The organism is Corallococcus sp. CA047B, assembly GCF_003612065.1.
Classification (GTDB): Bacteria; Myxococcota; Myxococcia; order Myxococcales; family Myxococcaceae; genus Corallococcus; species Corallococcus praedator.
Genome location: NZ_RAWD01000043.1, coordinates 26,219 through 38,798 on the forward strand (window position 1 = coordinate 26,219; position 12,580 = coordinate 38,798).

The window sequence follows — 12,580 nt, forward strand, 5'->3', positions numbered from 1 at the left end:
GGGTCACGCGTCGCCCCGGGGCATTACTTCTCCTGGGTGATCTTGTTGCCCATGCCGGTGCGGCTGACCTTCGGCTTCGACTTGCCGTGACCGCGCTTCCAGGTGACGGTGTTGGACGCCCCCGTCACGTCGATGACGCGGGTGGCCTCCACCTTCACGACGTTGCTGGAGCCGTTCACGGTGACGCTCTTGCACTCGCCGGTCAGCGTGACGTTGTTGGACGCGCCGGTGATCTCCACCGTGCTGTCCGGCTTGCACTCGTGGGTGGACGTCTCGCCGGTGCCGGTGACATCGATGGTGGCCTCGCTCGCCGACTCATCGTCCTCCTCCGCGGCGGCCGTCATCGGGCCGAAGGTGCACGCCATCATCATGAACACTGCCGTGCCGAGCTTCCTGTTCATTCGTTGAGTCCCCAAACGTAAGAGGCGGGCCGGGCCTGGCGCCGCACGGCCCCATCTACGTGACGGTCGGCGGGATATTCAACTTCCGGCCGAAGGCAGGGGCCCGTTCCCGCCCCCGTGTGACAGTTCAACCCTGACGGAGCACGAGCAGCCGCACTTCCGTCATGTCCTCCATGGCGTACTTCACGCCTTCGCGCCCCAGCCCGGAGCCCTTCACCCCGCCGTAGGGCATGGTGTCCACGCGGAAGCTCGGCACGTCACCGACGACGACGCCGCCCACCTCCAGCTCGTCCCAGGCCCGCATCGCCCGCGACACGTCCTGCGTGAAGAGGCCTGCTTGCAGGCCATAGCGTCCGGCATTCACCTGGCGCAGGGCCTCGTCGAAGTCCTGGAACGGTTGGAGCAGCACGACGGGCCCGAAGGCCTCCTCCGCGCACAGCGGCGCGTCCTCGAGGACGCCCTCCAGCACCGTGGCCTCGAGCAGCGCGCCGCGCCGCCCTCCCCCGGCCAGCACCCGGGCCCCCTGCTGCACGGCCTGTTGAATCCACCCCTCCAGCCGCCGCGCCGCGGGCTCGTCAATCAGGGGCCCCAGCGTGGTGGACTCGTCCCGGGGGTTGCCCGGACGCAGGGCCCGGGCCCGCGCGACGAGCCGCTCCCGCAGGGCTTCGTACAGCGACGCGTGCGCGAACACGCGCTGCACCGAGATGCAGCTCTGCCCCGCCTGGAAGAAGGCGCCCTGGGCGATGCGGTCCGCGACGAAGTCCAGGCGCCCGGCCTGATCCGCGTCCACCACGCAGGCCGCGTTGCCGCCCAGCTCCAGCACCACCTTCTTGCGGCCAGCGCGCGCCTTCAGGTCCCACCCCACCTTCTCCGAGCCGGTGAACGACAGGAGCTTCAACCGGTCGTCCTCGATGAACGGGCCCACGTCCTCCAGGCGCGTGGGGAGCACGGAGAAGGCGCCCTCGGGCAGGTCCGTCTCCGCGAGCACCTCCGCCATGAGCAGCGCGCTCACCGGCGTGCGGTCCGACGGCTTGAGGACGAAGGGGCAGCCCGCGGCGATGGCGGGGGCCACCTTGTGCGCCACCAGGTTGAACGGGAAGTTGAACGGCGTGATGAAGGAGCACGGCCCCACGGGCACGCGCTGGGTGAAGCCCCGGTAGCCCTCCGTGCGCCGCGACACCTCCAGGTTGAGGACCTCGCCCCCGCCGCGCACGGCCTCCTCCGCCGCCGCCTTGAAGGTCTCGATGAGGCGGGTGACCTCCGCCCGCGCGTCGCGCAGCGGCTTGCCCGCCTCGATGCACAGGGCGAGCGCGAGCTCCCCGGCCCGCTCCTGGAAGCGGCGCACGCAGTGCTCCAGCACCTCCTGCCGGGCGTAGGGCGGCAGCTTGCGCATCGGCCCTGTCGCGCGCACCGCGGCGGCGATGGCCTCCTCCACCGCGGCCGCGTCGGCGACGGCCACGTGCGTGACGATGTCCCCCGAGTATTTGTCGGTGACGGCCAGCGCCGCGTTGGGCTGTCGCGGTCGGTTGGCCAGGTAGTACGGGTAGCGCTCAGCCAGCATGGTGTTCTCCTCGTTCTCTTTCGTTCCCATGGCTCACGCCTCCACCAGCGCGCCGGCACCCAGCGCCCGCGCGGTGTCCGGGTAGTCGATGGGCAGGTCGATGACGTGCACGCCGCCCGACTCCAGGCAGCGCGCGAGCGTGGCGCCGAACTCGGTGGCGCTCGACGGGCGGTGTCCGCGCGCGCCGTATGCCTCCGCGTAGCGGACGAAGTCCGGGTTGCCCAGCGTCATCCCGAAGTCCGGCAGGCCCATCTCCCCCTGCTTCCAACGGATCATCCCGTAGCCGTCGTCGCGCACCACGACCACCGTCAGGTCCAGCTTCAAGCGCACCGCCGTCTCCAGCTCCTGCGAGTTCATCATGAAGCCGCCGTCACCACAGACGGCCACCACCTTGCGCTTGGGGTGGACGAGCTTCGCGGCGATGGCGGACGGCAGGCCCGCGCCCATCGTCGCGAGCGCGTTGTCGAGCAGCAGCGTGTTGGGCCGGCGGCAGCGGTAGTAGCGGGCGAACCAGAGCTTGTACATGCCGTTGTCCAGGCACACGACGCCGTCCTCCGGCATGGCGCGCCGCACCTCCGCGACGAGCCGCGCGGGGTAGATGGGAAAACGGTCGTCGGCGGCGCCGCTCACGAACTGCGCGTCGAGCCCCGCGCGCGCCCGCTCGAAGGGCGTGAAGTCCCAGTGCGAGCGCGTGCCCACGCCCTCCGCGATGCGCCAGACGGCATTGGCCAGGTCTCCCGTCACCTGCACCTGCGGGAAGTACACGGGGTCGACCTCCGCGGAGGAGAAGTCCAGGTGGATCACCGTGCGGCGGCCGTCGCGCATGACGAAGGGGGGCTTCTCGATGACGTCGTGGCCCACGTTGAGGATGCAGTCCGAGGACTCGATGGCGCGGTGGACGAAGTCGCCGTCGGACAGCGCCGCGGTGCCCATCCACAGCGGGTGCGCCTCATCCACGACGCCCTTGCCCATCTGCGTGCTGAAGAAGGGCAATCCCACGCGGTCCACGAAGGCGCGGAGCATCTCCGAGGTGAGCTTGCGGTTGGCCCCCGCGCCAATCATCAAGAGCGGGCGGCGGGCCGACGCGAGGGTCTCCACGGCCTGGGCGATGGACGCCTCGTCGGCCACGGGCCTGCGCAGGACACCGGGCGACAGGGGCACGGCGTCGGTGGACTCGCGCGCCACGTCCTCGGGGAGCTCCAGGTGGGTGGCACCGGGGCGCTCCTCCTCCGCCCGGCGGAAGGCCTCGCGGACCGCCGAGGGGACGTGCTCCGCGGAGACGAGCGTGCGGGTGGACTTGGTGAGGGGCCGCATCATCCCGACGACGTCGACGATCTGGAAGTGGCCCTGCTTGCTGGCCTTGATGGGCTTCTGGCCGGTGAGCATCACCATGGGCATGGCGCCCAGTTGGGCGTACGCGGCGGCGGTGACCAGGTTGGTGGCCCCCGGCCCCAGCGTGGCCAGACACACGCCCGCGCGCCCGGTGAGCCGGCCCTGCGTGGCGGCCATGAAGCCGGCGGCCTGCTCGTGGCGCGTGACGACGAGGCGCATGCCGGCGGCGCGCATGGACTCGAGCAGGTCCAGGTTCTCCTCGCCGGGAAGTCCGTAGACGCAGCGCACGCCCTCCGCTTCGAGCGCTTTGACGAACAGGTCTGATGCCTTCATGGGGTCCCTCTCCTTCGTGGCGAGGAAGATGTACCCGCGGGCCTCGATTCGTACATTCGTCTGTTCTCATCGAGCCGATAGATGCCATCTATGATGGGCCCATGGAGCTCCGACACCTCCGCTACTTCTCCGCCGTCGCTGACACGCTGCACTTCGGGCGCGCAGCGCGGCGGGTGCACATCTCCCAGCCCACGCTGTCGCAGCAGATCCGTCAGTTGGAGGAGGAGGTCGGCACACCGCTCTTCGAGCGGGCCCGCGCAGGGGTGCGGCTGACACAGGCGGGGGAGCTGTTCCGCACGTATGCGTCCCGCGCGTTGGAGGACGTGAACGCGGGCCTGTCGGCGGTGGGCGCGCTGCGGGGGCTGGCCACGGGAGCGCTCCGCGTGGGCTACCCACCGAGCATGCGCGGCATCGTCGTGCCAGCGCTCACGGCGGTGCTCCGCAGACATCCCGGGCTGGCGCTGAGCGCGGAGGAGGCCGTCGTGAGAAGGCTGGAGCGGCGGCTTGCGGACGGCAGGCTGGACGTGGGGCTGGGCTATGCGCCCGCACGCCTGACGGACCTGGATGCGGAGCCCGTCTTCGACAGCCGGCTCGCGCTCGTCGTCGCGCGGGGGCACGCGCTGGCGGGGGCGGAGTCCGTGGGGGTGAAGCTGCTCGCGGAGGAGCCGTTCGCGTTGCTGTCGCGCGGGCTGCGGGTTCGCGCGCGGGTGGACGCGCACTTCGCGGCGATGCGGTTCGCCCCCCGGGTCGCGCTCGAATCGAATGCGGTGGCCACGGTGCTGGCCATCGTCCGCGCGGGGCTCGCCGTCACGGTGCTTCCGGAGCCGCGACTCGCGGACGCGGAGCGCCTGGTGGTGAAGCGATTGTCCCCAGCGCCCCGCTCCGAGCTGGCGGCGCTCCTCTGGCGAAAGGGAGCACCCCGCACGCCCGCGGCGGAGCTGTTCGCGGCGGAGGTCCGCGCCCGGGCGAAGGAGGACGCGGGCTGAGGCCTGTCCGACGCGTTCGTGCAACGGGCGAAGCGGGACGTGAAGCCCCGCTTCGCCATCAGGCTCAAGCGCCGGGGGCGACCCGCATGCCGAGCATGGGGCGGTACACCGCGCGGTAGGACCAGGCCAGGAAGAGCTCCAGCGTCATGAGCACCACCGCGAGCCCCAGGCCGGCGGGCGCCAGGAGCGCATGGACCATGAAGATGTTCACGAGGACGGGCGCGATGAGCGCCAGCGCCAGCGGCACGAAGCGGTTGGTCAGCAGCAGCGCGCCCACCACCACCTCCGTGCCCTTCACCAGCCAGAACAGGTAGCCCGTCGCCTTCATCGCGATGCCGAAGGCGACCGCCGGGTCCGCCGGATCCAGGTTCGGCGGCGGCGGGATGAAGTCGAGGAAGCCGTTCAGGCCGAAGACGAAGAAGACGAGCCCCATCAGCACGCGAGCGATGGTCGGCAGGAACCGGGTCAGCGACTTCTTCTTCTGCTGGGAAGCCTCCACGGGGGTGGAAGCGGGGGAAAGGGCAGTGTCCATGAGGTGCTCCGGGAAAGGGGGCGTGCCGCGTTCAGGTGGATGCGCGGGCTTCTACTTCCGCGACGAACGACGCGCCCATCCATCGACACTGCCCCCTCTTTTTCCCGGAAGCCCCCACACGGCCCCACACGCCCGGGGTTGAACCCGCGACCGTCGGCCTGCCTACCGGGGGCTCACGGCGGCCACGCTCGCGGCCTGTCTCCGGGCGACGAGGGCTCCGAAGACGCCCGCGGTGAAGAACATGATGACGCTGTAGATGGCCGCGGGAATGGCCATCACGCCGTCGTTGAGCAGTCGCGGGCTGGACGCGATGGCGATGGCCAGCGTGCCGTTGTGGATGCCCACCTCCATCGCGATCGCCACCGCCTGCTTGCGCTCGATGCGCAGCAGCATGGGCACCACGAAGCCCACCGCCATGCTGGCCAGGTTGAACGCGAGCGCCGCGAGCCCCACGCTCTGGAAGTAGGTCACCAACTGCGCCCGCTCCTTGATGATCGCGGCGGCCACCACCAGCACCAGGAACAGCGCCGACATGATGCGCACCGGCCTGTCCAACCGGTCCGCGAGCGCCGGCCACTTCGCGCGCACCCACATTCCCAGCGAGATGGGCACCAGGACGATGCCGAACACCTGGACGATCTTGGCGAACTGCAACGGAATGGCGCGCTCCTCCCCCATGAAATGCAGGAGGGAGAAGTTCACGATGAGCGGCAGCGTGAACAGCGACAGCACGCTGTTGACCGCCGTCAGGCTGACGTTCAGCGCGACATCGCCCTTGGCCAGGTGGCTGAAGAGGTTCGCGGTCGCACCGCCCGGCGAGGCCGCCAGCAGCATCAACCCCACGGCCAGTTGCGGAGGCAGACCGAAGCCGACCGCGATGCCGTAACACACCACCGGCATGAGCAACGTCTGACAGCCCAGGCCCACCAGCGCCGCGCGCGGAAACTGGGCCACGCGGCGGAAGTCGGCGAGCGAAAGGCTCAAACCAAGGCCAAGCATGATCACGCCCAGCGCGATCGGCAGGAACACCTCGGTGATGACACTGGTCTGCATGGCGGGCCCCCAGCAAAAGCACGCACTCTGCCAGAAAGCCCCGGTCCCTGGGACCCTAGGGATTGGCCTGGAGGCCAGCCATGGCCGCCGCGACGATGCGCGCGGCGATGTCCGGCCGGTCCTGCCCCATGCGCAGCGTGTTGACCGAATAGATGAGCCGCCGGCGCAGGTCGCGCGTGGCCCCCATCCCGTTGTTGTAGCCGTGCCGGTCGCCGCTCTTGCCCCACAGCGTGAGGCCGTTGACGTCCATGCGAGACAGCCCCGCGCTGTAGGTGGCGCGGCCGCCTCCCACGGCGGGCACGTCCGGGACGGTGAACAGCGCCTCCATCTGCGCACGCGGCAGCAGCCGGCCCTGGAAGAGCGCGACGAGGAAGCGGTCCAGGTCGGCCGTGCTGGAGATCATCTCGCCCGCGGCCCAGGGGACGGACTGACTGGCCTCCGTGACGTCCACCAGACACCGCCCCTGGTAGGCGATGGCCCCCGTCGGGCACCCCTCCCCTTGCGCCGCGACCACCTCATAGCCATGGGCATGCGGCCCGGGAATCGTCACCAGGTTGCCGGGCACGAAGGTGTCCCGCAGCCCCAGCGGACGCAGGATGCGGTCCCGCACCGCGTCACCATAGGGACGGCCCGTCACCTGCTCGATGAGCAGCCCCGCGACGATGTAGCCGATGTTGCCGTACTGCTGCTGCGTGCCCGGCGCGAATCGCGGCCCCTCGGGCAAGGCCAGCGAGACGAGCTCCCGGGGGCTGTAGCGCCGGAACCGGTTCACGAAGAACCACTCCGGATCCTTCTGCGGCACCGGCACGCCGGGCAGGCCATGCGTGTGATTGAGCAACTGCCGCACCGTGATGGGAGCGTAGACGTTCGCGGGCAGGAGGCGCGGCAGGTACTCCTGGACGGGCCGGTCCAGGTCCAGTCGGCGCTCGGCGGCGAGCTGCAACACCACGGTGGCGGTGAAGGTCTTGGTCATGCTGCCGATGCGGAAGCGTGCATCCGCCCGCACCGGCGCCCCCGTCCGCACGTCCGCCACGCCGGACGCCCCGATCCACCGCCCCTCCGCGCCATCGACCCGGACGAGCGCGCCCGTCACCTCCCCGTCCGGCAGGCCCGAAATGGCCTGCCGCAGGGCCTCGCGATTGAGTGGGGGCAGGCGCGCCCCCTCCTCCAGCCCCACTCCGGTCGACTCGAGTTCTCCCACCTCCGGAACGCTTCCGGGCGGGAACTCGGGTCCACATGCGGGAGCCATCACACTCGCAAGCAACGTCATGCCCAGCCGCAATCCACGGTGCAGGACCGCCATGTTCCATCTCCTCGTTGGGGAACGCCGGGGGTTGCCGGCGGCGGATGGAACACCGCTCCGGTCCCGGGCTGTCACCGGGACCGGGAGCCGCGCGCTTCCACGGGCGCGTCACCCTGGGGGATTCAGGGCGCGACCTCGGAGATGCTGTAGGTGAAGGCCGTGGGGAAGATGAACTTCCAGACACCGGGACCGAAGATGCGCCGGAGTGAAAGGAAGTAGCGCCCGGTGCCAGGCGCCGTGAAGTCCGCCCCTGAGTTGTAGTTGCTCACGAGGTCCTTCGCGATGACCGCCCCCTGGGCATCCATCACCGTCGTGCCGGCATAGAACGGATAGCCCCCCGAAACCGTGGACAGCCGGTACTTGTGGCCTTCCACCAGGTCCACCGCGAGCACGTCCACGTCGCCCGTGGGCCAGAAGACCACGGCCGTCGTGGAGGGCACCGCCACCACCGTGGCCGCCAGCGGCGCGTCGGAATGATCGTCCAGCCCGTCGTCCTTCACCGTGCAGCGATAGCCCTCCACCTGGCCCCGCCCTTGCGCCGCCTTGAAGGAGACGCGCAGGAAGAGATCCTCTCCGAGGTCATTCTCGGCGGACAGCGCTGACTCCCCGTCCCTGGGGCCCAGATAGGTGTACCTGTTGAGCAACGTCCCATCCGCCCTCACCACCTCCGTGTCGGGTGCGTCGCCGTCCGTCCCGATGCAGAGCACCGACAGGATGTGACCCTGGGGGATGGAGAACCGGAAGACATCCACGTCGTCCGGGACCGGAGCGTTCACGCGGCCCGTGAACTCCGCCGGCACCGGCTGGGAAACAGCGTCCTCTGGCGTGTTGCCCTCGGTGTCATCGGTCTCGGAGAAGTCGAAGGCATACCTGCCGACCTGGACGTCCGTGTTGACGGACGACCGCACATCCACGACGGCGGTCTCGTCCACCGCCGCGCGCCAGGTCGTGCTGGCGTGGGCGGCGACCTTGTCCGAGGCGGGCGGCAGGGGCTCCAGCGTGCCCGGGTCCAGCCTCCGCACCTCGCAGCGGGGCAGGTTGTCGCCTTCGCATCCGAAACGGTAGAAGTGGCCAGCCTGCGTGGCCAGCTTGTAGCGGACCCGCTGCCCCTGCTCCGTCAGCTCCCCTTCCCCGCTGGCCCCGGGGCGCAACACGTCCGAACCAGGATCAGGCTCTGGCTTCGGCTCGTCTTTCTCGCAGGCAGACAGCAGCACCCCTGCCAGCAGCAGGCACAGCGCCCGGTGACTTCGGAAGTAGGTCTTCATCTTCATGTCAGCTTCGCCTTTCATCGGTTTCCCTACGGACTTCCACCTGGACGTCATGGGCCACTTCGACCCGACAGAGGAATACAGCAAAGGGCTCGCTCACCTGGCACCGGGATGGCCCTGGCCAGGCTGACCTGAAGCGGACACGCCTCCCGTGCTCAGGGTGCGTGCGAGCGGATGGGCAGGTTCGCCGCTGGCTTCCCTGCTCGCAGCCTACGCCCCCCCGTCAGCCGCCACGCCATTGTTAAACATCCCTTAAGAGCCTGTTGGCGCAGGGTGTGTAGTCATCCCCACCCCCGGGCCTTAGCTTTCCTGGCGAACGGGGTGAACGACAATGCAGAAGCGCAAACTTGGAAACAGCGGCCTGGAAGTTTCAGCCATCGGCCTCGGCTGCATGGGGTTGAGCTATGGCTACGGCCCGGCGACGGACACGCAACAGGCCATCCAGTTGATCCGGTCGGCCTTCGAGCGGGGGATCACCTTCTTCGACACCGCCGAAGCGTACGGCCCCTACAAGAACGAAACGCTCCTGGGCGAAGCCCTCGCGCCCATCCGGGACCAGGTGGTGATCGCCACCAAGTTCGGCTTCGACTTCGACGACGCCGGCGGCCAGAGCGGCATGAACAGCCGGCCGGAGCACATCAAGGCCGTCGCCGAGGCGGCGCTCAAGCGGCTCAAGACCGACCGCATCGATCTCTTCTATCAACATCGCGTCGACCCGAACGTGCCGATCGAGGAGGTCGCCGGCACGGTGAAGGAGCTGATCCAGCAAGGCAAGGTCAAGCACTTCGGCCTGTCCGAAGCCGGCGCCCAGACGATCCGCCGAGCGCACGCGGTCCAGCCGGTCACCGCCCTCCAGAGCGAATACTCCCTGTGGTGGCGGGAACCCGAGAAGGAGATCCTGCCGACCCTGGAGGAGCTGGGCATCGGCTTCGTGCCCTTCTCCCCGCTCGGCAAGGGCTTCCTCACGGGAGCCATCAACGAGAGCACGACCTTCGACAGCACGGACTTCCGCAACGTCGTCCCGCGCTTCGCGCCGGAGGCCCGGAAGGCGAACCAGGACCTGGTGGCGATCCTCGGTGAGCTGGCGGCACGGAAGAAGGTGACCCGGGGACAGCTCGCGCTCGCGTGGCTGCTGGCCCAGAAGCCGTGGATCGTCCCCATCCCGGGCACCACCAAGCTGCACCGCCTGGAGGAGAACGCCGGAGCGGCGGCCGTCACGCTGACGCCCGAGGAGCTGCGTGACATCAACGGCGCCCTCTCCCACTTCACGGTGCAGGGCGAGCGCTACCCAGCGCACCTCCAGGCCAGGGTCGGTCGCTGAGAACCGGGCCGGAGCGGAGGTCTCCGCCCGGCCCTCCACCTTCACCTCTCAAAGAGGAATCTGATCAGCTTCCTCACCCCTTCGCTGGAAGGAAGACCACACATGGAGACAAAGAAGCCCGCATCCGCCGCCCAGAAGGCCCTGGGTGACTTCGCGCCGAAGCTGGCCGAACTCACCGACGACGTCCTGTTCGGGGACGTCTGGGAGCGACCCCAACTGTCCAAGCGCGACCGCAGCCTCATCACCTGCGCGGCGCTGGTGGCGACCGGCAAGACCGAACAGATGACCTTCCACTTTCCGCGCGCCATCGAGAACGGCGTGACGCAGGAGGAGCTCGTCGAGCTCATCACGCACCTGGCGTTCTACGCCGGCTGGCCCAACGCCATGTCGGCCGCGGCGCGCTACAAGGAGCTGTTCGCCCATCGACCGCAAGGCGGGGCTCGCGAGCCCTGACGGGGTCAGTCCTTCGCGAGGCCCGTGAGGATCTCCGACCAGCGCTCCCGCATCACCTCCCGGGCCTTCGCGTCCGGGAGCTTCTCCATGTGCACGACAAGGGAGACGCCCCGCGGCTTCGGCGTCAGCGTGAACTGCAGGGTCGCCGGCTTCTTCCAGCCGTCTGGCTGCCAGGTCATGCGCAGGCGCTGCCCGGGCTTCACCACGCGGATCTCCCCGTGCACCGCTGGCGCTCCGCGACGCTTGGGGACCTCATAGCGGCTCCCCTTTTCGAGCTTCAACGTCGCGCCCGCGCCAAGCCAGTGGTCCGGCTGCGTCGTGAGCCATTCCCACACCTGGGGGGCGCTCATCGGCAGCGTGCGCACCACGCCCACCTGGAAGCCCGTCGCGGCCGTCTCCCCCACCACCCGCTTGCCCCGCGCCTGCTCATACGCGACCGAGATGGACTGCTGCCACCAACCGGACTCGACCTCGCGGGCCAGGTGCGCGACGAGCTGCTTGTGATTCAGCCCGGCCCCTCCCGCCTTGTCCAGGGCACGCATCCAGGCCTTCCAGTCACGTCCGGTGGCCTCCTTCACGGCGGCGTCTGTCACGCGTTCGGTGATGAGCGCCTTCCTGCTCGCGACCGCGGGCTTCTTCCCACGCGTGGCGATCTCCGCGAGCCGCGCCTGCACCAGCATCTTCACCAGCTTCACCGGGAGCGGCTGGTCGGGCGGAAAGGTGATGCCGCTCTTCGACGTGGTGTAGCCGTCCAGCTCTGACTTCAGCGCCGGCACCACACCGCCGCTGAAGGGGTAGTAGCCGCAGTGGGTCTTGAAGAACGCGAAACCCGCCACGGCGTTCCCGTCCACCTTGAAAGTGGGCATCCTGTAGCTGATCGTCTCGGTGGCGCCTGGGAGCAGCTTCCGGAGCTGCATCCGCAGCGCTCGCAACGTCTTCTTCGCCGCCGGGTCCGTGAGGCTCGCCAGATACGCGTCGATGGGCTGCGGTTCCCGAGTCTTCGTCGCCATTGTCTTTGGACCCCCGACGCGTTTCGTCCCGACTTATCAGAGGGGTTGGGGCGGCGGACAGGGGTAGAGTTTTCCCCGGAGCGCTCGACCCCGGAGAAAGACAGCCATGCCGCGAACCCAGCTCGACAACCTGATCATCTTTGGCGACAGCATGTCGGACATCGGCAACAAGGCCGACACCGGGCTGGGTATGTTCGCGAACACCACCGGGCTGATGCTGACCAACGAGCTGGGGCGCTTCAGCGACGGGAAGAACTGGACGGACTTCCTCTGGGAGTGGGCCGGTGGGATTTCGATGTTCCACGGGGACGATCCCTTCGACAAGAAGGCGACCGCGAAGGTCCGGAGCCTGGCGGCGACGCAGGTCCACCGCTCGCTCAGCCGGGACTCGAATCAGGATTCAGGCTTCGGGCGGCCCATCACATATGTGAACTACGCCGAGGGCGGCGCGATGGGTGCGTCGGACCGTCCCGGAACGGGGCTCGGGACATTCCGCCAGCAGGTCACGCGCTACCGCAAGGAGCTGGCCGCCTGTCCCGGCGGTCTGCCCGGCACGACGATGTTCATGATCTGGTTCGGCCTGAACGACCTGGTGACCAACAAGCGTCCCCACACGGACATGGAGCGGGTCGTCGTGGAGATCTTCCAGCTCATCAACGAGCTCGCCATGGCGACCCCCGGCGGGAGGATCCACTTCACGCTGCTCAACCTGCCGGACCCCGCGGACGCGGTCTACTACGCGCCCACGAAGACCCAGCAGTCGGTGTGGAACCTCACCAACGGGGCCCGGGCCTTCAACGCGAAGCTCGACGAGTACACGCAACTGGCGCACCGGGATGAACAGCCCATCTGGTTGGTGGACATGTTCACCCTCCTCAAGGGGATCAACAGGACGCTCGCGGACAACAACCTCACCGCGACAGCGCAGGCCAAGGCGCCGCCCGTGGACTACCCCCACGTCGGCCCGCTCCCCTCCACGCCCCTCATCCCGGGTCCGCCCATCCCCCGGCTCGCGCCGCCTCCAGGC

General features: G+C 69.2%; 12 protein-coding genes. 4 read left to right on the top strand and 8 right to left on the bottom strand.

Annotation, left to right across the window (positions count from 1 at the left end; all coding sequences use genetic code 11):
* Positions 1–23: 23 nt before the first annotated feature.
* From D7X74_RS10135 to D7X74_RS10145, 3 genes are all read right to left on the bottom strand, one after another.
* Complete coding sequence (locus D7X74_RS10135; protein ID WP_120532722.1) at positions 24–401, bottom strand: DUF3060 domain-containing protein; 378 nt, start codon at positions 399–401, stop codon at positions 24–26.
* Between the two features lie 127 nt (positions 402–528).
* The gene (locus tag D7X74_RS10140) at positions 529–1,962 is read right to left on the bottom strand and encodes an aldehyde dehydrogenase family protein (RefSeq protein ID WP_120532734.1); all 1,434 of its coding nucleotides are present in this window, start codon (positions 1,960–1,962) and stop codon (positions 529–531) included.
* Between the two features lie 33 nt (positions 1,963–1,995).
* Positions 1,996–3,627 (bottom strand): acetolactate synthase large subunit, encoded by a 1,632-nt coding sequence (locus D7X74_RS10145; protein ID WP_120532723.1) that lies wholly within the window; start codon positions 3,625–3,627, stop codon positions 1,996–1,998.
* Positions 3,628–3,728: 101 nt separating this feature from the next.
* On the opposite strand from D7X74_RS10145, the gene D7X74_RS10150 reads away from it, so the two are divergent.
* Positions 3,729–4,613, top strand: a complete 885-nt coding sequence (locus D7X74_RS10150; RefSeq protein ID WP_120532724.1) for a LysR substrate-binding domain-containing protein — start codon at positions 3,729–3,731, stop codon at positions 4,611–4,613.
* 64 nt (positions 4,614–4,677) lie between these two features.
* Here D7X74_RS10150 and D7X74_RS10155 read toward each other — a convergent pair whose 3' ends face one another.
* From D7X74_RS10155 to D7X74_RS10170, 4 genes are all read right to left on the bottom strand, one after another.
* Positions 4,678–5,145: a DoxX family protein gene (locus tag D7X74_RS10155; protein WP_120532725.1), complete on the bottom strand. Its 468-nt coding sequence runs from the start codon at positions 5,143–5,145 to the stop codon at positions 4,678–4,680.
* A gap of 162 nt (positions 5,146–5,307) precedes the next feature.
* Entirely contained in the window at positions 5,308–6,198 is an 891-nt protein-coding gene (locus D7X74_RS10160; protein ID WP_120532726.1) for a bile acid:sodium symporter family protein, read from the bottom strand.
* A gap of 55 nt (positions 6,199–6,253) precedes the next feature.
* A complete protein-coding gene (locus D7X74_RS10165; protein WP_120532727.1) occupies positions 6,254–7,501 on the bottom strand; it encodes a serine hydrolase in 1,248 nt (415 codons plus the stop codon).
* Positions 7,502–7,623: 122 nt separating this feature from the next.
* On the bottom strand, positions 7,624–8,772 hold the full coding sequence (locus tag D7X74_RS10170; protein ID WP_120532728.1) for a hypothetical protein: 1,149 nt from the start codon (positions 8,770–8,772) through the stop codon (positions 7,624–7,626).
* A 328-nt stretch (positions 8,773–9,100) separates the two neighbouring features.
* Between D7X74_RS10170 and D7X74_RS10175 the strand changes: the two genes are divergently transcribed.
* Positions 9,101–10,090, top strand: a complete 990-nt coding sequence (locus D7X74_RS10175; RefSeq protein WP_120532729.1) for an aldo/keto reductase — start codon at positions 9,101–9,103, stop codon at positions 10,088–10,090.
* A gap of 102 nt (positions 10,091–10,192) precedes the next feature.
* A complete protein-coding gene (locus D7X74_RS10180) occupies positions 10,193–10,543 on the top strand; it encodes a carboxymuconolactone decarboxylase family protein (protein ID WP_120532730.1) in 351 nt (116 codons plus the stop codon).
* Positions 10,544–10,548: 5 nt separating this feature from the next.
* On the opposite strand, the gene D7X74_RS10185 is transcribed toward D7X74_RS10180, so the two are convergent.
* The gene (locus D7X74_RS10185) at positions 10,549–11,553 is read right to left on the bottom strand and encodes an SRPBCC domain-containing protein (protein ID WP_120532731.1); all 1,005 of its coding nucleotides are present in this window, start codon (positions 11,551–11,553) and stop codon (positions 10,549–10,551) included.
* 106 nt (positions 11,554–11,659) lie between these two features.
* Here D7X74_RS10185 and D7X74_RS10190 point away from each other — a divergent pair.
* Positions 11,660–12,580 (top strand): SGNH/GDSL hydrolase family protein (locus D7X74_RS10190; RefSeq protein ID WP_199741799.1); only part of this gene is annotated, 921 nt, incomplete at its 3' end.

Coding starts and splice junctions, on each gene's coding strand:
- D7X74_RS10135 (WP_120532722.1), bottom strand. CDS start 401: ATGAACAGGAAGCTCGGCACGGCAGTGTTCATGATGATGGCGTGCACC.
- D7X74_RS10140 (WP_120532734.1), bottom strand. CDS start 1,962: ATGCTGGCTGAGCGCTACCCGTACTACCTGGCCAACCGACCGCGACAG.
- D7X74_RS10145 (WP_120532723.1), bottom strand. CDS start 3,627: ATGAAGGCATCAGACCTGTTCGTCAAAGCGCTCGAAGCGGAGGGCGTG.
- D7X74_RS10150 (WP_120532724.1), top strand. CDS start 3,729: ATGGAGCTCCGACACCTCCGCTACTTCTCCGCCGTCGCTGACACGCTG.
- D7X74_RS10155 (WP_120532725.1), bottom strand. CDS start 5,145: ATGGACACTGCCCTTTCCCCCGCTTCCACCCCCGTGGAGGCTTCCCAG.
- D7X74_RS10160 (WP_120532726.1), bottom strand. CDS start 6,198: ATGCAGACCAGTGTCATCACCGAGGTGTTCCTGCCGATCGCGCTGGGC.
- D7X74_RS10165 (WP_120532727.1), bottom strand. CDS start 7,501: ATGGCGGTCCTGCACCGTGGATTGCGGCTGGGCATGACGTTGCTTGCG.
- D7X74_RS10170 (WP_120532728.1), bottom strand. CDS start 8,772: ATGAAGATGAAGACCTACTTCCGAAGTCACCGGGCGCTGTGCCTGCTG.
- D7X74_RS10175 (WP_120532729.1), top strand. CDS start 9,101: ATGCAGAAGCGCAAACTTGGAAACAGCGGCCTGGAAGTTTCAGCCATC.
- D7X74_RS10180 (WP_120532730.1), top strand. CDS start 10,193: ATGGAGACAAAGAAGCCCGCATCCGCCGCCCAGAAGGCCCTGGGTGAC.
- D7X74_RS10185 (WP_120532731.1), bottom strand. CDS start 11,553: ATGGCGACGAAGACTCGGGAACCGCAGCCCATCGACGCGTATCTGGCG.